This is a genomic window from Streptomyces sp. NPDC058457 (genome assembly GCF_042720695.1).
In the GTDB taxonomy this organism is placed as follows: Bacteria; Actinomycetota; Actinomycetes; order Streptomycetales; family Streptomycetaceae; genus Streptomyces.
The window spans coordinates 147,325-165,190 of the sequence record NZ_JBHXLU010000004.1 but is presented as its reverse complement, the minus strand read 5'-3'; the positions used below and the strand labels follow the sequence as shown (position 1 = coordinate 165,190).

Below are 17,866 nucleotides of genomic sequence, written 5' to 3'. Positions count from 1 at the left end.
GATCCCGACCCCGGCCGTGCGCTGTCGACCCGGGAGCCTGGTATCCCGAATGCCAGCAATCCGAGAGCCTTCCTGCCGGTGTCCCGCCTCCTTGATCGTGGTGCCACCGCAGACACCCACCCAGGAGGGCACCATGAGAACGTCGATCCGAGCCGCCGCCGCGCTGACCGCGGTCGCCGCCGCCGTCACCACCGGCGTGACCACGGCCAACGCTGACACGCACACCGGCCGTGCGGACGACGGAGGGTACGGCTACACCCAGGTCCGCAAGGTCGTCCCGGACTCCGCCGCCCGCTTCAGGGTCACCAGCCCCGACATCCGCAACGGCGGCACCATCCCGGCCGACTCCTACGCCGACTCGTTCGGCTGCTCCGGCGCCGACAAGCAGATACGGCTGTCCTGGCACGGCGCGCCGAAGGACACCCGCAGCTACGCGGTCACCATGTTCGACCCCGACGCCCCCACCGGCTCCGGCCTGTGGCACTGGCTGACCTGGGACATCCCCGCCTCGGACAGCGAGCTGGGCTCCGCCCTGCCGGCCGGCGCGGTGTCCGGCACGAACGACGCCGGCCAGACCGGCTACCTGGGCCCCTGCCCGCCGGTCGGCGACATCACCCACCACTACCGGATCACGGTCTACGCCCTGGACACCCCGAGCCTGCAACTGCCCGCGGCGACCCCGGCCGCGATCACCCGCTTCACCATGTCGACCCACGTCATCGGCACGGCGACGATCACGGCGACGGCGCGCAGGGCCCAGTAGCGCTTCGGCCTCGCCGGCAGAAGCCGCCCTCGGCGAGCGGTCACCGGGCCGCGTAGGCACCGCCGTTGACATGGATCACCTGTCCGGTCAGGTGGCCGGAACCGGGCCGGGCGAGGAAGAAGATCGCCTCCGCGATCTCGTCCGGGGTGCCTGGCCGCCGGTTGAACGCGGCGGACACCCGGGCCGCCACCCACTCCTCGGACATCGTGCCGGCGAAGAACTCGGTGTCCAGAGTGACCCCCGGTGCCACGACGTTGGCCGTGATCGCGCGGGAACCCAGCGTCCTCGCGGTCTCGACGTTCCACGCCTCCAGGGCGGCCTTGGCCGCGCCGTACGAACCGGATCCCTGCTTGGCGGCCACCGAACCGACGGTGACTATGCGTGCCCCGTCCGCCAGCCGCGGCTTGAGCGCCTCGGTGACCAGGACCGTGGTGAGCACGTTGGCCTCGTAGTTGGCCCGCCAGGCGTCGGCCACACCGGCGAGGTCGCCCGCGGCGGCGGTCGGACGGCGCCGGTCGGTGTTGCCGCCGGCGTTGTTGACCAGCACGTCGACGGTGGTCGGCAGTTGGCCGAGCGCAGTCTGAACGGCGGCCGGGTCGGCGGCGTCGAACACGGCGTGGGCCACCCCCAACCGCTCGGCGGTGGCGGCCAGCACGTCACCGCGCCGACCCGTGATCGTGACGTCGTGCCCGGCTTCGGCGAACAGCTCCGCGGTGGCGGCGCCGATGCCCGTCCCGCCACCGGTGATGACGACGTTGCGTTTCGTCGTAGAGGTCATGGGTCAGAAGTCTCGACCCTGAATCTTCGAGGTGTCAATGGATGTTCGAACATCCTGCGTCATGTCGAAGTTGTGTATCCTGCGGTCCATGTCAACCAGTGCGAAGACCCGCACGGACGAGGTGCACGCCCGGCTGCGGGCCGACATCCTCGGCGGGCGCTTCGCGCCGGGCGAGCGGCTCAAGTTCACGCCGCTGTGCCAGGACTACGACGCCAGCGTGGGGCTGATCCGGGAGGTGCTCGGCCGGCTGGCCGAGCAGGGGCTGGTGCTGGCCAACCCGCAGGTCGGTTTCCAGGTCAAGCCGATCTCCGTCGACGACCTGCTCGATCTGACCCGGACGCGGACGGACATCGAGTGCCTGGCCCTGCGGCGCGGCATAGAGCGGGGCGACACGGCCTGGCGCGCCCGGCTCGTCGCGACCCATTTCACCCTTGCCGACACGCCTCGCCGCGACGTGTCCGATCCGACCCGCGTCGCCCCGGCGTGGGAAGCCGCCCACGCGGACTTCCACGACGCCCTGCTCGCCGGGTGCGGCAGCCCCCGGCTGCACGCGATCGCGACGGCGCTGCGGGACAGCGCCTGCCTCTACCGCCGCTGGCAGGAAGCGATCGACCCGTACGACGCCGCGCGCGATCCGGCCCGGGAGCACGCCACCGTCTTCCAGCACGCGATCGACGGCGACGCCGACTCCGCCGTTGCCGCGCTGGCCGCGCACATCGAGCTGACCACCACGTTGATCGTGGCCTCGCGCACCCCGTCCTAAGCCGCCGCCGACCTCATGGTGCGGGCCATGACCACCTGCTCGTATCGTGAAAAGACAGAGCGCGGCTTGGCAAGCAGGAAGATCATGGCAAACCCGGCGGTCGACTACGCGGCGGTGTTCCAGGCCCTTCCCGGGGCCGCGGCGCTGGTGACTCCGCAGCTGATCTTCGCGGACGCCAACGCGGAGTTCGTGCGCCTCCGGGGCCTGCCCCGCGAGCAGGTGATCGGCCGCTTCCTGCCCGAGGACAACACCGAGAACCAATCCGCCGAGCCCCTCCTGCTCAGGGTTCTGGCGTCACTGCGCCGGGCGGCGGCCACCGGTCAGCGCAGTGACGTGGCGCTGCAGCGCTTCGACATCGAGGACCCCGACCAGCCCGGGGTATGGCACGAGCGGTACTTCAACGTGAGCAACATTCCCGTGTTCGGAGCCGACGGCCGGGTGACGCTGCTGCTGCACCGGCTGGAGGACGTCACCGAACTCATCCGCGCCCGTGAAGTCGCGCTGACCCTGCAGGAAGCCATGCTGCCCGCCCCTCGCCCGGTCGGCCGGCACCCGGCGGCCGTCCGCTACCGGCCCGCCGCCGAAGCCCTCAACGTGGCCGGCGACTGGTACGACCTGATCGACCTGCCCGGCGACCGCATCGCCGTCGCCGTCGGCGACGTCGTCGGCCACGGCCTGCCCGCGGCCTGCGTCATGGGACAACTGCGCAGCGCCCTCACCGCCGCCTCTCTCGTCCCCGAAGGCCCCGCCCGCGCCCTGGAAGTCCTCGGGCAGTACGCCCGCACCGTCGACGGCGCCGAGAACACCACCGTGGCCACGGCGTTCATCGACTGGGAGAGCGACACCATCACCTACAGCAGCGCCGGCCACCCCCCACCGGCACTCCTGCGGCCGGACGGGACCGTCGAGTTCCTGGACCGGGCCACCGACCCGCCGCTGGCCGCCCGCCCTCAACACGGCCCCCGGACCCAGGCCGTCGCGGCCTTCCGCGAGGACTCCGTCCTCGTGCTCTACACCGACGGCCTGATCGAACGCCGCGGCGAGGACATCGACACGGGCCTCGCCCGCCTCGCCGACTCCCTCGCCCGCCACCGGGCAGACGATCCCGAAGCCCTCGCCGACGCCGTGCTCACCGACCTGCTCCCACCCGGCGACGCCACCGACGACACGGCCCTGGTCATCGTGCGCCTGTGAACCTGGAAGCTTGCAGGAAGGCGGCCCAGGCGGCGGGGGAGAGGGCGAGGTGGGGGCCGCCGGGGGCCGTCTTGGAGTCGCGGATGTGGATGGTGTGGGGGCAGGGGGATATTTCCAGGCAGTTCCCGCCGCCGCCGTCGCTGTAGGAGGACTTGCGCCAGGTGTATGCGTAGGCGGTCTCGACGCAGTTGCCGCCGCCGCTGTCGCTGTAGCTGGACTTGAACCACCGAAGGGTGTCGGTGCCGGTCATCGCTTCTCTCCTGCCAACCGTTCGATGAGGCTGACCGAGTCGTCGGGACTCAGGGCCTGTGCGCGGATCTTCGCATAGCGGTGGGCGAGTTGGGACACTTCCTCCGGCTCGCTGACCAGGATGCCCTGGTCCTCGATCTCCATGTAGACGACGTGTTCGTGCTCCGCGGTCACCACCATCTTCATGGGGCCGCGGTCACCGGCGTACGTGCCCCGCAACCCCCGCTCCATCGGCAGCACTTGCAGGCACACATTGTCCCGCGCCGCGTCCTCGACGAGCGAGAGCAACTGCCCGCGAAGCACCTCCCAGGACCCGAACGGCCGCCGCAGCACGCTCTCTTCGAGGATCAGCTCGATCATCGGAGTCGGCTCCCGCTTGAACAGCGCTCGGCGGGCCAGCCGCGCCTCGACCAACTCCTCCCGCTTCTGCTCGGAGACCTGCGGAAAGCCGCCTCCGATCAGTGCCCGTGCGTAGTCCTCGGTCTGGAACAGGCCGTCGACCACATGCGTCTCGTACGACGAGATCGTGACCGCCCCGGCCTCCAGCTCCGAGAAGCCCCGGAACCGAGGGGGGTACTTCTCCAGCAGCATGTACTTGCGGGCCTTCTCGAAGACCCCCATGCCGCCGCCGATTGCCTCCTCGAGCTTCACCAGCATCTTGTCGCTGGCGGGCTGCGCGCACGTCTCCATGGCGCTGATCGCGGATGCCGTGTAGCCGGTCCGCTTACCCAACTCCTCCTGTGTCAGCTCCTGTTGCTCCCGCAGTGCCTTCGCCAGGGCGGCCACCATCTGTGCCGTGCCGCTCGCTTCCTCTTTGTTCTCAGCCCGCGCCATTGCGGTCACCCCCGAACTCAACCGAACTCAACCGGTCACAACCGACGCACCCCGATTTCCGACCGTATTCAGTGGTCGACTCAGAGTTATGGCGACGGTAGCCGCACCTGCCCAAACTGGTCCCATGAACACGCAAAGTGACCAGTTAAACCTCGGCTGGCTCCCGGCCTCCGGCGTTCAACTCCGCAAGGCCGGCGTCCAGTTCGACGCGGTGCGGGTGGACGACGGGGAGTGGGGGCGGCGGCTCGCCGACCGACTCGCGGAGATGACAGGGGGTGACCCGGGGCCCGTCATCGAGGTCGCCAGTGGGCGGCGGTGTGTGTACTTCCTGGTTCCGGCCGGGAGTACGGATCACCTGCCCTGGCCTGCGGAGGTGACCAGACTGACCGCCGTTCCGGCCCGGGTGTCGTACATCCCGATTCCCGCGCTGGACGACATGACGTGGCCGTTGGCCTGGCGCTATCGGCCCACCGCGCACGGGCGCTTCGTGCACACGCGATTGCTGCGGACCGCGCTTCACTCGCCGGAGTGAATTGCGTCAACACGCAGGCAGAAAAAAGGGATTGTGGCTTGCGTTCGGCTCTTTGCGAGGCCTTAAAGTCACGATCAACGAGATTGCCCCCACGGTGCGCCAACACCTGGGGGCTCGACACCGGGAGCTACCACTCCGATGCGCGTTCATCGTACGGCGCCCCTGCGCGCCTTCGCAGCCCTCGCCAACTCCCGTTTCGGGGACCGACGTCTGTCCTGGGGAGCGGTAGGCGTACTGACGTACCTCTTGGGGCTGCCGAACGGTTCCTGGATCACCGAGCGCATCCTCGCGGCACAGCGCGGCGAAGGGTGCATGTCGATCGTCGCGTCCCTGCGTGAGCTGGAGGAACGGCGGTATCTGCGGCGGGTGGTGCGGCGGGATCCCGTGACTCGGCAGTACTCGACGACCTGCGAGGTATTCGAGAGGCCGTACGAATCCGGGTCACCGGCGGGTGAATTGCAAAAAGTTCGCCTCATGGCGGCCTGAAAACCAGAGAAAGGAACGTCGATGACTGTCACACTCGTACGCCCTGAGACGGTATACCGCCAGTATACTGTCCTCATGGCTGACACCACGATCAAGGTCGACCCCGCCGTCCGCGACCGCCTCCAGGAGCTCGCCCGGGAACGCGGGATGAGCATGCGGGACCTCGTGGCGGAGCTGGCCGGGGCCACGCCCACCAAGGAGGAGCTGCGCAAGCGGTACGAGGAGACCAGGGCGTACGTCGAGGAGCACTTCCTGGGGCGGCCCTACAGCGAAGAGGACGAGAAGGCCGGCGAGCAGCTGTGGGCCGACATCGAGTCGGGTCGGATCGGGGAGGTCCAGTGACCGGGGAAGAGCGCTACCCGCTGGCGCGTGCCGTCATCTTCGACGACACGGCGGCCCTCGCACTCGGCGCCGGGAACAGCATGGCCTCGCGGCTCGTGGTCGAGGCCGAGAAGGACCCGGCTCTGCGGGTCTACATCCCCGCGGTGAGCCTGGCCGCCGCCGAGCGGGAGCGGGCCGGTGTCGCCGAGCACGTCGGTGCGCTGCCGTCCGTCAACATCGAGGGGCTCGACTTCGCGGCGGCCACCGCCGTCGGCAAGCGGCTGCGTGCCGCGAAGGGCGACTCGGAGCACGGCAAGGACGAGCCCGACTGGAGCGGCGCGCATGTGCTGCACCTCGCCCTGCCGACCGTCGAATGGCCGCGCGGCCGTGCCGTACTGACCAGGACCCCGATGCGTTACCGGGGCACGGGCATCCGCACCATCCGTATCGTCGAGAACTGATCCCGCCCGTCAGCTGAACACGATCATCGAGCCCTGGGCCAGGCTGCGCGTCGCCGCCGCGTGCAGGCCGAGCCAGACGTGGCGTTCGCGGGCGAAGGGGCTCGGGTCGTAGGGGGCCGGGACCGCCGGCTCTTCGAGGTCGGTCGGGGCGGCGGGGGGCTGCGGCGGGGCCGGGGGGTTGGCCGGGTCGATGCCGATCGACGGGGCGACGTACTCCAGCTCGCGCAGCAGGGCGTGGGAGGAGCCGAGGGGGCCGCCGCTGGCGAGGAGTTCGTCGCTGGCGAGCGGGTGCGGGAAGTCGACCGGGACGTACGCGCCCGCGTGGTCGTAGTGCCAGACCAGGTGCGACTGCTGGGCCGTCGACTCGAACATCTCCAGGAGCTGCTCGTAGTCGCCGCCCAGGTCGTCCACCGGGGAGACGGGCAGGCCGCAGACCTGGAGCAGGTACACGCGGCGGAGGAAGTGCAGGGCGTCGTAGTCGAAGCCGGCCACGGGCGCGACCTCGCCGGACAGGCCCGGCATGTACTGGTACACCGGCACCGGGGGCAGCCCGGCCTCGGCGAGCACCTTGTTGTACTGCGCGAGTTCCTCTGCGAACGGATTGTCGGGGGTGTGGCACAACACGTCGACGAGCGGTACCAGCCAGAGGTCACAGGCCAAAGAGGGCTCCTAGTATCAGCGCGTTCACAGCAAGTGCTCAGCCAGGTGGTCAGGGAAGAGTAATCCGTGCGGCGCCGGTCAGCTCCCCCCGTGCAGGTCCCATACCCAGACCCCACCGGTCCACTTACCGGGTTTTCCGGTCAGGGCCGCCACCGCCTGTCGTAGTTTCTCGTCATTGGGTTGCGGGGCGACCACCAGGACCCCCGCCTTCCAGTACGCGAAGTCCTTCTTCGCCTGCGCCTGCCAGTTCTTGCCGATCACCGGGACCTTCCCGGTGTACCGGACGTCCCGCAGCATGCTGGAGGTGTAGCGCGGGACGGCGCCGTAGATTCCGGTGCGGTCCTCGCCGTAGGGGCCGTTGAAGTATCCGCCGGGGAGCTTGAAGCCGAGCCCTGCGCTGGTCTGCCAGTGCAGGGCCTCCGCGTAGCCGGGGTCCGGCAGCGGGAGGGGGACGAGGGACTCGCCCTTGCCCACGTACGACTTCCACATCCCGCTGCTGATGAACTCCGGGACCGCCTCCCGCTGTTCCGACTTGAGCGGGGCCGGGACGATCGGGAGCAGGGCGAGGGCGACGGCGAGCAGGCCGAAGTACTGGGCGCCGATGCGGCGGGTGGCGAGGATCTTCTCCAGGGCCAGGGCGAGCAGCACGCCCAGCGCGGGTGCGCAGATCATCGCCACCCGGCCCTCGATGACGGACTCGAAGAGCGGGAACTTCCGCACCAGCGCCCAGGGGCCCGGATACACCGTCTCCGTCAGCGGGATGCGGATCTTCGGGCCCATGGACAGGACGGCCGCGGCGACAGAGGTGAACGCGAGCGCCTTGACCAGCGGCCGCTCCCACAGTCGTACGACGATCCCGAAGGCGACCAGGACCAGCGGCCAGCCGTAGAAGGCGTTCTGCTCGGTGGGGTTGAGGGAGAGCTCGTTGGCGCGGCCCGCGTTGCCGTAGAGCAGCGAGCGTTCGGCGAAGCCGAGGAGGGAGAGGGGGCTGTTTCCGGCGTTGTCGCCGTGCAGGACGCTGTGGTAGCTCTGCGGGCCCGTGAACTGCCAGTAGAGGGGGAAGGCGACCAGGGGGAGGCAGACCGCCCCGGCGATCAGCAGGCCCTTGCCGAGCGGGCGCCAGGCCTCCTTCGCCACCTGCGGCCGTACGACCGCGTACGCGACGGCGAACAGGGTCATGCCCAGCGCCGCGAGCAGGAACGGCTCCTCGCCCAGGAAGACCTGGTAGGCCGCCATCAGGCCGAGCACGATCCCGTCCCGCCGGACCCGGGCGCCGGTGGCCAGGCGCAGGGCACGGTCGATGATCAGCGGGATCATGAACAGGATCACGAAGTTGGGGTGCGCGTTGGCGTGGCTGACCATCGGCGGCGCGAAGGCCGCCAGGGCCGCGCCGACGAAGGCGGCACCCCGGTGCCGTACCACCCGCTTCACGATCAGCCAGTACCAGGCGACGGCGGTCGTGGCGAGCCCCAGCGCCATGCACACGGAGAGCGAGACGGCCGGACCGGCTATGAGGGTCAGCGGGGCGAAGGGGACGGAGACGCCCAGCATGACCGTGTTGGCCATGAGGTTCACGCCGTCGGGGAAGTTCTGGAAGTCGGAGAAGAGCGGGTTGCGGAAGTGCGCGAGGTTGTCCGCGGTCACCGCGAAGAACCACTCCCACTGGTTCTGGTCCTGGAGGGAGTCGACGAGATAGCGGTGGTCCGGGTCGAAGAAGCGGCCCGAGTAGAGGGCGATCGAGAGGGCGAGGAAGAGGACCGGGACCAGCAGGTCGGCCGGGCGCAGCCGGCGCAGCCGCAGCCGGGCCAGGTCGGCGAGGACCTTCGGGTAGTCCAGCGGGCCCACCTTGGAGCCGGGCCGGTGGCTCCAGCGGACCGGGACCTCGGCGATCGGGTGGGCGCCCCGGTGCAGGTGCTGCAGGACCTCGACGTCGATGCCCCAGCCGTCCAGCCGGGAGTCGGCGAAGGCCTCGCGGGCCAGGTCGCCGTCGAAGAGCTTGAACCCGCACTGGGTGTCCTTGATCCCCGGCACGGCGGTCGCGCGTATCAGCAGGTTCCCGGCGCGGCCGAGCAGCTCGCGCAGCCGGTGCTGGTGGTCGGCTATCTCCGCGCCCGGCACCGCACGCGAGCCGATCGCCGCCGCGCTGCCCTCGCTGAGCGCCTTGTCCAGCCGCTCCAGCTCCTCGATCGGCGCCGCCAGGTCGGCGTCGGTGACGAGCACGCGGCTGCCGCCCGTCGCGGCGACACCGAGGCGCAGGGCGTTGCCCTTGCCCCGGTTGCGGTCCGCGGTGACCAGGCGGACGTGCGGGTGCCGTAAGGCGGCCACCTCGCGGGTCCCGTCCGTCGAACCGTCGTCGGAGACGATCACTTCCCAGGAGCCGAAGCGGCTCTCGTTGTCGGCGAGGTAGCGGGTGACGGCGTCGAGGGTCGGGCCGAGCCGTTCCTCCTCGTTGTACGCCGGGATGACGACGGAAAGGTCGACGTTCCCCCTGTCCTCGTCCTCCGTGGTCTCCGTGGGCGCGGTCATCCGTTCTTCTCCGCCAGTCGCTCGATCAGGGCGAGGGAGTGCGTGTTGTACGCGGCGACGATCCCCCGGGCGGCCTCGGTGTCCCGGCGGGACAGCGCGTCGACCAACTCGGTGTGCCGGGACCACAGATACCCGCGTAGATCGGGCAGCCGGCGCAGATGCTGCACCGCGCACACCCAGGACTGCACGCGCAGCCGGTGCAGGAAGTCGGCGAGGTAGGGGTTGCCGAACAGGGCCGCCAGCTCCCGCCAGAAGCGCAGGTCGTAGCCGATGAGGATGGTCAGTTCACCGGCGGCCGCGGCGCGCTGCGCCTCCTCGCCGCGCCGCCGGACCGCGGCGAGGGCGGCGGCGACCCGCGGCTCCTCGGGGTCCTTGAAGGCCGGGTGGAGGCCGTCGGCGACAGCCTGGAACATGCCGTCGGTGACCAGGCTGCGGGCCTCGATCATGGTCCGGTAGTCGGCGAGCGTGTACTCGGGGACCCGGAAGCCGCGGTGCTGGTCGGCGTCGAGGACGCCCTGCGCGGACAGGTCGACCAGCGCCTCGCGGACCGGCGTGGCGGAGACCCCGTACTGCTCGGCGATCTCCTTGACGGTGAACTCCCGGCCCGGCTGCAGCCGCCCGGCGAGCACCTCGTCACGGAGCGCGTCCGCGATCTGCTGGCGCAGGGTACTGCGGGTCACAGCGCCGTTGCCGGGCATCGTCGGGTGCCTCTCCTCACGCGTACGGGTGACGTGCTCGCTTACAGATACATGTACGAGCACGCCACCTTACGCGTTCGGGTTCCGGGTGTACTCCTTCTGTACCCGGGAAGCTACCCGTGGGTCGGTTGTGAGGAGCGTGAGAGTCGCGCCCCCGAAGGGGCGCGGGGAACTGCGCGACCAGCCCCCACGCACCCGCAGCCGAAACGCAGCCTCACGCCACCGTGAACTCGTCGGCCACGCTCAGCGCAGCGTCCAGCGCAGCGAACCCTTCCTTCAGCTCGGCCTCACTCACATTGCACGGCGGCACGACATGCGTCCGGTTCATGTTCACGAACGGCCACAGCCCCTGCTTCTTCGCCGCAGCGCCGAAGGCGGCCATCGCCGCGTTCGCCTCCCCGGCCGCGTTGTACGGGACCAGCGGCTCCCGGGTCTCCCGGCTCTTCACCAGGTCGAGCGCCCAGAACATGCCGACCCCGCGGACCTCGCCGACGCTCGGGTGCCGCTCGGCGAGCGAGGCGAGCGCCGGCCCCACGACCTCCGCACCCAGCCGCTTCGCGTTCTCGACGACCCCTTCCTCCGCCATCACGTTGATCGTCGCGACGGCGGCGGCACAGGCCAGCGGATGCCCGGAGTAGGTCAGCCCGCCCGGGTAGGGCCGCTTGGCGAAGGTGTCGGCGATCTTCTGGCTGATGGCGACACCACCGAGCGGCACGTACCCGCTGTTCACGCCCTTGGCGAAGGTCATCAGGTCGGGTACGACCCCGAACAGGTCGGCGGCGAACCACTCGCCGGTCCGCCCGAACCCGGCCATGACCTCGTCCAGGACGAAGACGATCCCGTACCTGTCGCAGATCTCGCGGACCCCCGCCAGGTACCCGGCCGGGGGAACCATGATCCCGGCGGTCCCGGGGATGGTCTCCAGCACGATCGCCGCGACCGTCCCCGGCCCCTCGAACGCGATCGTGGTCTCCAGGTGCTCCAGCGCCCGCGCGGTCTCCTGCTCCTCGGTCTCCGCGTAGAAACGGGAGCGGTAGAGGAAGGGGGCCCAGAAGTGCACGACCCCGGCGGCGGCGCCGTCGGAGGCCCAGCGGCGCGGGTCGCCGGTGATGTTGATCGCCTGCTGGGTGCCGCCGTGGTACGAGCGGTAGGCGGACAGCACCTTCGGGCGCCCGGTGTGCAGCCGCGCCATCCGCACGGCGTGCTCGATGGCGTCGGCGCCGCCGTTGGTGAAGAAGATCTTGTCCAGGTCGCCGGGCGTGCGCTCGGCGATCAGCCGGGCCGCCTCCGACCGCGCCTCGACGGCGAAGGCGGGCGCGAAGGTCGTCATCTTCGCGGCCTGCTCCTGGATGGCGGCGACGACCTTCGGGTGCTGGTAGCCGACGTTGGTGAAGACGAGCCCGCTGGTGAAGTCCAGGTAGCGCCGGCCGTCGTAGTCCCAGAAGTACGACCCTTCGGCGCCGGCCACGGCGAGCGGGTCGATGAGGTCCTGAGCGGACCAGGAGTGGAAGACGTGCGCACGATCGGCCGCCTTCACGGCGGCTCCGGCCTGGGGATTGGGCTGAGGGGTCATGCCCGGGAGCGTAGGAGTGCCCGGCAGGTGAGCGATATCGGCGACATGTTCCGTGGTCAGGGGGATTCCGCGACAGGTTGTCCACAGCCTGGGGACACGGCTGGGCGAACGGCGCCGGTGCCTGTTACGTAACCGTAGACATAGCGCGGCGCGATCCCCGGAACGACCGCATTATTCTCGGCTCGATCACAAGTGTGAGCAAGGAGCGGATCTGCCATGGAGAAGCTGGGGCCGGGGGATCCGCAGCACATCGGGCGCTACCGGCTGCTGGCGCGGCTGGGCGCGGGCGGGATGGGGCACGTGTACCTCGCCCGGTCGGAGCGCGGTCGCACGGTCGCCGTGAAGCTGGTGCGGGCGGAACTCGCCGAGCACGAGGAGTTCCGGGAGCGCTTCCGGCAGGAGGTCCGCAACGCCCAGCGGGTCGGCGGGTTCTGGACCGCGCCCGTTCTCGACGCCGACACCGAGGCCGCCGTGCCCTGGGTGGCCACCGGCTATGTGGCCGGGCCGAGCCTCCAGCGGGTCGTCGAGCACGACCACGGGCCGCTGCCCGAGCGGTCGGTGCGCATCCTCGCCGCCGGGCTCGCGCATGCGCTCGGCAACATCCATGCGGCCGGGATCGTCCACCGTGACCTGAAGCCGTCCAATGTGATGCTCACCATAGAGGGGCCCCGGGTCATCGACTTCGGCATCGCGCGGGCGCTGGAGACGCTGCCCGGCGAACGGCTCACCCAGACCGGTTCCCTCCTCGGCTCGCCCGGCTTCATGGCCCCCGAGCAGGTGCGCGGCGACCGGATCACGCCGGCCTGCGACATCTTCTGCCTCGGCTCGGTGCTCGCCTACGCGGCCACCGGCCGGCTTCCCTTCGGCTCCACCGAGGGCGGCGCACACGCCCTGATGTTCCGGATCGCCCAGGAGGATCCCGACCTCTCCGGCCTCCCCGAGGACATCGCCGACGTGGTCCGCGACTGCCTGCGCAAGGACCCGGCGGCCCGTCCGTCGCTGGACGCGATCCTGGCCCGCATGGGAGCGGGCGACACGGTCTGGGAGGGCCGCTCCAGGGACCCCTGGCTCCCGGGCGCCCTGGTGGCCCAACTGGGCCGCCACGCCGTGGAGTTGCTGGAGGTGGAGGACCCTACGGTCTACGGGGCGCTGGTGGAGGCGCCTGTTGAGCGCCCCGAAGGGGCGCGGGGCGGTGTTGAATCTGCGGCTGCCGCCGCGGGGGCGCGACCAGCCCCCACGCACCCGCAGCCGACACTTGACCCCCCGTCCCCCGAACACGCCCCCGCCCATCCGGCCTACGGCTACCCGAACCAGCCTCACCAGCACCCGCAGCCGTACAACCCCTACGCGGCAACCGCCCCCGAACCAGCCCCCGACCCCACCCAGATCTACCCCCCCGTACCCCCACCTCCCCTCTACGACCCCCTCCCCGTGGACGAGCCCCGCCGCACCCCCCGCTCCACCGCCCTCCTCGTCACCATCACGCTGGTCGTGCTGCTGGCCGCGGGCGGCTCGGTGTACGCGCTCATGCGCAGCGGCGGCGGCGACGGCGCGGACGACAAGGCGGCCGGCAAGGTCACCCCCACCTCGTCGGCCACCGCCCCGACCACCGCCGCGGAGTCGACGCCCACGAAGTCGTCCTCCGCCTCGGCCACCCCGGGCGGCGCGGACACCGTCCCCACCGGCTTCCTCGGCACCTGGAAGACGGCCATAGACAACGACACCGGCCACAACACCCGCGAACTGACCATCCGCCAGGGCGCCGTGGGCGACACGGTCCTCACCCTGGTGGCCGACGGCCCCGGCTACCACTGCGAGTTCGCGGCGAAGCTCGCCAAGAAGCCCGGCTCGGACGGCCCGTTGGAGATCGGCGCCTCCACGGTGACGGCCGGCAAACCCCGTTCGTCGTGCAGCGCCGGCGACGCCACCGAGGTGACCCTGCTGTCGGGCGGCAAGCTGAAGCGCGTGACGAAGGACGGCGACGAGAGCCTGACATACAGCAAGGAGTGAACTGCCGCTCTGCCCGAGGCAGTTGAACGTTCGGCGAACAACAGTGCGGGCGACCGATATGTCCCTTCGTAGCCGTATCCCGCCCCTTACGGTGACCCCACCATCCGACTCCGGGGAGTTGCGGGGGCACCCACATGGAGTGGCTGAGCACGGAGAACATCGTCGCCGTGGGCACCGCGGTGCTCGGCATCGTCGCGTCCGCGGGCATCTTCTGGTACGAGCGGCGCGTCCCGCGCCGTAAACGGATCGGCTACCGCGTCCAGATGGACAACCCGATCGGCGACGACGTCCGTTCGGGCCGTATCGGCAGACGCCTGGGCCTGTTCGACGAGGCCCCGGACATGGCCGGTGCCACCCTGGTCCTGCTGCGCATCGAGAACGACGGTTCCCAGGGCATCGGCCGCGACGACTACACCAGTCCCGAACTGCACGGTCTCACCGCCGTGTTCACCGACCGGGTCATCCGGGGTGTCTCGGTCACCCAGCCGACCGACAGCGACCACCTCATGCCGCACTTCACCGCGGAGCGCGGCTTCGGCTACTCGGGCAACACCCTGCGCATCCCGCGGGTCCCGCTCAACCACGGGGAGCACTTCAAGCTCCTTGTGCTGCTGTCCGGCGGTGACGTCGGCCGGGAGATCAGGCTCGTCGGCGGGCTCCACGACGGCGAGGTGCACCCCAACCGCAGTGCCACCCCGGACGACGCCACGCCCCTGTTCAGCCGCGCCTCCCGGCTGATCACCATCATGCTGACGGTCAGCGTGCTCACCCTCGCCACGATCGTCGTGGCCCGCGACGACAACCCGCCGCCGATGGGCTGTGCGAAGGGCTCGCTGCGGGTCATCGGCTCGACCGCCTTCGCCCCGGTGATGCGGGACGCGGCGAAGAAGTACGAGAAGGACTGCGAGGGCGCGTCCATCACCGTGGACGCGCACGGCTCGACCGCCGGGATCCGGGAGCTGAACGACGCCGGGACGGACGCGAAGAAGGGCTCCCCGGCGGTGCTGGCCCTCTCCGACGGGCCCAAGCCCACCGACCTGCCCGAGCTGAAGGAGAGCCGGGTCGCCCTGGTGGTCTTCGCGCTGGTCGTGAACGACGACGTGACGCTGCGGAATCTCAGCACGGCTGACGTACGACGGCTGTACCGGGGCGAGATCACCGACTGGAAGCAGCTGGGCGGCCCCGACCTGCCGGTGCACCTGGTCAGCCGGGACGCCAACTCCGGCACCCGGCAGGTGTTCCAGCGCCGGGTGCTGAAGCGCGGCGAGATCGCCAACTCCTCCGTCGACTGCGTGCACAAGGACGACCCGACGGCCAAGGTGATCCGCTGTGAGCTGGACTCCACCGACCAGGTGCTGTCGGAGGTGGCCCAGCTGAAGGGGGCGGTGGGCTACGCCGAGCTGAACGTGGCGGAGGGGGCGAAGGGCCTGCACATCCTCTCCCTGGACGCCGACGCCCCGTCGGTGGACGCGATCGAGCACGGCGTCAGCCCGTACCCGTACCGCGAGATCGAGTACGCGTACACCTACGGCCAGCCGGCGGCCGACTCGCTGGCGTCGAGCTTCCTGTCGTACGTCGTCAAGGGGAACGGCGAGGACGTGATCCGCTCGTACGGACATGTGCCCTGCTACACCCAGGTGGGCATGAAGCTCTGCGCGTGACGCCCGCCGCCCGCCCCGGTCAGCCGAGGTCCACCCACGTCCCCTGCGCGGCCGAGCGGCTCATCGCGTCGAGGGCGGTGGCGCTGTGCACGGCGTCGTCGAGGGTCGCGCCGTAGGACGTGCCCTCGGCGACGGACCGCAGGAAGTTCCGGGCCTCGATCACCTTGAGGTCGTCGTAGCCCATGGCGTTGGCCGCGCCGGGCTGGAAGGCGCCGTACTCGCCGTGGCCGGGGCCGACGAAGACCGTGCTGACGGGCTGGTCCTGGTAGGAGGTGCCACGGCTGACGCCCAGCTCTCCCATCCGGCGGTAGTCCCAGAAGACCGCGCCCTTGGTGCCGTGCACCTCGAAGCCGTAGTTGTTCTGCTCGCCCACCGAGACCCGGCAGGCCTCCAGGACGCCCCGGGCGCCGGAGGCGAAGCGCAGCAGGCAGTTGACGTAGTCCTCGTTCTCGACCGGGCCCAGCTCGCCGCCGGTGGCCAGGGTGTGACCGGCGGTGGCGCCGGTCGGCCGGGCGCGCTCCGGGATGAACACGGCCGTGTCGGCGGCCAGCGACGCGATGTCGCCGAGCAGGAAACGGGCCAGGTCGACGCCGTGCGAGGCCAGGTCGCCGAGGACGCCCCCGCCGCCGCGTGCCCGCTCGTACCGCCAGGTCAGGGCACCGTCCGGGTGGGCCGCGTAGTCGCTGAACAGCCGGACGCGGACATGCGTCACGGTCCCCAGCTCACCCGAGGCGATCAGCTCACGGGCGTATGCGACGGCGGGCGCGTTGCGGTAGTTGAAGCCGACGGTGCCCCGCACGCCGGCCTTGGCCACCGCCTCCGACACCGCCCGCGCGTCCTCGGCGGTCAGCCCGACCGGCTTCTCGATCCAGATGTGCTTGCCGGCCTCGGCCATCGCGATGCCGATCTCGCGGTGCAGGAAGTTCGGCGCGGTGATGCTGACTGCCTGCACCCGCGGGTCGGCCGCCACGTCCCGCCAGTCCCGGGTGGTGGACGCGAACCCGAACTGGGCGGCGGCCTCCTCGGCCCGCCCCGGCACCTCCTCGGCGACGGCCACCAGCTCGGCGCGTACGGGCAGCTGCGGAAAGTGGTGGGGAACCCGCTGGTAGGCCTGGGAGTGCACCCGGCCCATCCACCCGAATCCGACGACGGCGACGCCGACCGTTCTCACGTCCATGGGCTGCCCTTCTCCACACCGTTCCAGCGACTGCGCTGCTCACGATGGGGGCCTGCCCTAATGATGTCAAGACATTCGGGCGTCCGGACAATTTCATCTGCCCCGCCGCCGTGGCTGCCCGCGCCGTTCCCCGCGCCCCTTTGGGGCGCCTCTGTGGCGCCGCCCGCTACAGCGCCCCGTCAGGGGCGCGGGGAACTGCGCGAGCAACCACGATGGCGCGGTACCGACCCACGGCGCGAAGCACTCACCCTCCAGGGGCGCGGGGAACTGCGCAAAAAGCCTCACGCAGCCGCACCGACCCCACAACCGCACCCCCTCACCGAGGCTCCGGCGGCCGCTGCCTAGGCATGTTCGGCCGAGCCCCGTTGGTGCCCGGCGGCAGCGGGAACCGCCCGTTCAGATGCCCCGCATCGGCCCGCGGCCCCGCCGCCACCGTCGCCTGCATGCCCAGCGGCGTCGGCCCCGTCCGGAACTCCACCATCCAGTCGGCCGTCTCCGTACGGACCAGCTCGGTCACGTCCTCCGAGAACCGCCGCAGCACCCCCAGGCACCGCTCGCTCGCCTCGCTCGCCGTCCCCTCCGCCGGCCCCAGCACCTCCCGCACGCTCTCCGACGCCCAGTCGAACTGCAGCACCTGCAGCCGCCGCTGCACGGCCTGCGCGGTGGCCATGTCCCTTATCCAGCCGGACGTCACCCCGAAGAACCGGTCGATGCCGACGCAGGACACCGCCAGCAGCAGCGCGAGGTACCCCCAGGGCGCGACCCCACCGACCACCCCGGTGAGGTCGAGGAGCGGCAGCGCGGCCCCCAGCACCGCTCCCACGGCCGCCCCGCACCGCAGCGCCCTCGCCCCCCGCCGTTTCCACACCCGGTCCGCCAGATACCACGCGGCCGTCTCCAGCGCCCCGCGCTCCACCCACCGGTACAGCTCGTCGAGCCGCTCGGCCGGCTCGCCCCAGTCCCCGAGCGGGAACGCCCGCCCGGTCAGATCACCCGGCCGCAGTCCGGCAGCGCCGTCGCCGCCCCGCCCGTCCTGGGGCCGTCCCTCGGGCTGCATCTCCGGCTGACCCACCCGGCACTCCTTAACTGATCCCGACCGGTCACGTTCCGTGACATCGGACCTGGCACTGGACCTGGCACTGGACCTGACAATGGATGCTGACGACGGGAACCCTTCCTA

Annotated in this window: 18 protein-coding genes; 9 read left to right on the top strand and 9 right to left on the bottom strand. The window is 70.9% G+C overall.

The features are described from left to right. Window positions 1–133: 133 nt before the first annotated feature. On the top strand, window positions 134–763 hold the full coding sequence (locus ACFWPS_RS05665; RefSeq protein ID WP_383701320.1) for a YbhB/YbcL family Raf kinase inhibitor-like protein: 630 nt from the start codon (window positions 134–136) through the stop codon (window positions 761–763). 40 nt (window positions 764–803) lie between these two features. On the opposite strand, the gene ACFWPS_RS05660 is transcribed toward ACFWPS_RS05665, so the two are convergent. Continuing rightward, window positions 804–1,541 (bottom strand): SDR family oxidoreductase, encoded by a 738-nt coding sequence (locus ACFWPS_RS05660; RefSeq protein ID WP_383701317.1) that lies wholly within the window; start codon window positions 1,539–1,541, stop codon window positions 804–806. An 88-nt stretch (window positions 1,542–1,629) separates the two neighbouring features. On the opposite strand from ACFWPS_RS05660, the gene ACFWPS_RS05655 reads away from it, so the two are divergent. Both ACFWPS_RS05655 and ACFWPS_RS05650 read left to right on the top strand, forming a co-directional pair. Next, window positions 1,630–2,304, top strand: coding sequence for a GntR family transcriptional regulator (locus ACFWPS_RS05655; protein WP_383701314.1), 675 nt, complete (start codon window positions 1,630–1,632; stop codon window positions 2,302–2,304). Window positions 2,305–2,388: 84 nt separating this feature from the next. Then, window positions 2,389–3,498 (top strand): PP2C family protein-serine/threonine phosphatase, encoded by a 1,110-nt coding sequence (locus ACFWPS_RS05650; RefSeq protein ID WP_383701311.1) that lies wholly within the window; start codon window positions 2,389–2,391, stop codon window positions 3,496–3,498. Here ACFWPS_RS05650 and ACFWPS_RS05645 read toward each other — a convergent pair. After that, window positions 3,482–3,748 (bottom strand): DUF397 domain-containing protein, encoded by a 267-nt coding sequence (locus tag ACFWPS_RS05645; RefSeq protein WP_383701308.1) that lies wholly within the window; start codon window positions 3,746–3,748, stop codon window positions 3,482–3,484. The genes ACFWPS_RS05650 and ACFWPS_RS05645 overlap by 17 nt on opposite strands. Beyond that, a complete protein-coding gene (locus tag ACFWPS_RS05640; RefSeq protein WP_383701305.1) occupies window positions 3,745–4,581 on the bottom strand; it encodes a helix-turn-helix transcriptional regulator in 837 nt (278 codons plus the stop codon). Before ACFWPS_RS05640 ends, ACFWPS_RS05645 begins: the two co-directional genes overlap by 4 nt. Window positions 4,582–4,705: 124 nt before the next feature. Here ACFWPS_RS05640 and ACFWPS_RS05635 point away from each other — a divergent pair, with 124 nt between their 5' ends. The 4 genes from ACFWPS_RS05635 (at window position 4,706) to ACFWPS_RS05620 (ending at window position 6,381) form a co-directional block, all read left to right on the top strand. Beyond that, window positions 4,706–5,113 (top strand): hypothetical protein, encoded by a 408-nt coding sequence (locus ACFWPS_RS05635; protein WP_383701302.1) that lies wholly within the window; start codon window positions 4,706–4,708, stop codon window positions 5,111–5,113. Between the two features lie 138 nt (window positions 5,114–5,251). Beyond that, a complete protein-coding gene (locus ACFWPS_RS05630) occupies window positions 5,252–5,599 on the top strand; it encodes a hypothetical protein (protein WP_383701299.1) in 348 nt (115 codons plus the stop codon). Window positions 5,600–5,674: 75 nt separating this feature from the next. Beyond that, complete coding sequence (locus ACFWPS_RS05625; RefSeq protein WP_383701297.1) at window positions 5,675–5,941, top strand: hypothetical protein; 267 nt, start codon at window positions 5,675–5,677, stop codon at window positions 5,939–5,941. After that, entirely contained in the window at window positions 5,938–6,381 is a 444-nt protein-coding gene (locus tag ACFWPS_RS05620; RefSeq protein WP_350780981.1) for a hypothetical protein, read from the top strand. The genes ACFWPS_RS05625 and ACFWPS_RS05620 overlap by 4 nt, the downstream gene beginning before the upstream one ends. Window positions 6,382–6,390: 9 nt before the next feature. Here ACFWPS_RS05620 and ACFWPS_RS05615 read toward each other — a convergent pair whose 3' ends face one another. The 4 genes from ACFWPS_RS05615 to ACFWPS_RS05600 form a co-directional block, all read right to left on the bottom strand. Beyond that, entirely contained in the window at window positions 6,391–7,041 is a 651-nt protein-coding gene (locus tag ACFWPS_RS05615) for a hypothetical protein (RefSeq protein ID WP_383701294.1), read from the bottom strand. 78 nt (window positions 7,042–7,119) lie between these two features. Further along, window positions 7,120–9,567 (bottom strand): dolichyl-phosphate beta-glucosyltransferase, encoded by a 2,448-nt coding sequence (locus tag ACFWPS_RS05610; protein WP_383701291.1) that lies wholly within the window; start codon window positions 9,565–9,567, stop codon window positions 7,120–7,122. Continuing rightward, window positions 9,564–10,265, bottom strand: a complete 702-nt coding sequence (locus ACFWPS_RS05605) for a GntR family transcriptional regulator (RefSeq protein WP_383701288.1) — start codon at window positions 10,263–10,265, stop codon at window positions 9,564–9,566. The genes ACFWPS_RS05610 and ACFWPS_RS05605 overlap by 4 nt, the downstream gene beginning before the upstream one ends. Before the next feature lie 214 nt (window positions 10,266–10,479). Then, window positions 10,480–11,838, bottom strand: coding sequence for an aspartate aminotransferase family protein (locus ACFWPS_RS05600; RefSeq protein ID WP_383701285.1), 1,359 nt, complete (start codon window positions 11,836–11,838; stop codon window positions 10,480–10,482). 216 nt (window positions 11,839–12,054) lie between these two features. Between ACFWPS_RS05600 and ACFWPS_RS05595 the strand changes: the two genes are divergently transcribed. Together ACFWPS_RS05595 and ACFWPS_RS05590 are read left to right on the top strand one after the other, a co-directional pair. Further along, window positions 12,055–13,848 (top strand): protein kinase, encoded by a 1,794-nt coding sequence (locus ACFWPS_RS05595; RefSeq protein ID WP_383701282.1) that lies wholly within the window; start codon window positions 12,055–12,057, stop codon window positions 13,846–13,848. Between the two features lie 134 nt (window positions 13,849–13,982). Then, the gene (locus tag ACFWPS_RS05590) at window positions 13,983–15,509 is read left to right on the top strand and encodes a substrate-binding domain-containing protein (protein ID WP_383701279.1); all 1,527 of its coding nucleotides are present in this window, start codon (window positions 13,983–13,985) and stop codon (window positions 15,507–15,509) included. Window positions 15,510–15,528: 19 nt separating this feature from the next. On the opposite strand, the gene ACFWPS_RS05585 is transcribed toward ACFWPS_RS05590, so the two are convergent. Further along, window positions 15,529–16,686 carry a Gfo/Idh/MocA family protein gene (locus ACFWPS_RS05585; protein ID WP_383701276.1) on the bottom strand — a complete coding sequence of 386 codons (1,158 nt, stop codon included), beginning with the start codon at window positions 16,684–16,686 and terminating at the stop codon, window positions 15,529–15,531. 316 nt (window positions 16,687–17,002) lie between these two features. Further along, on the bottom strand, window positions 17,003–17,758 hold the full coding sequence (locus ACFWPS_RS05580) for an SLATT domain-containing protein (protein ID WP_383701273.1): 756 nt from the start codon (window positions 17,756–17,758) through the stop codon (window positions 17,003–17,005). Between the last annotated feature and the right edge of the window lie 108 nt (window positions 17,759–17,866).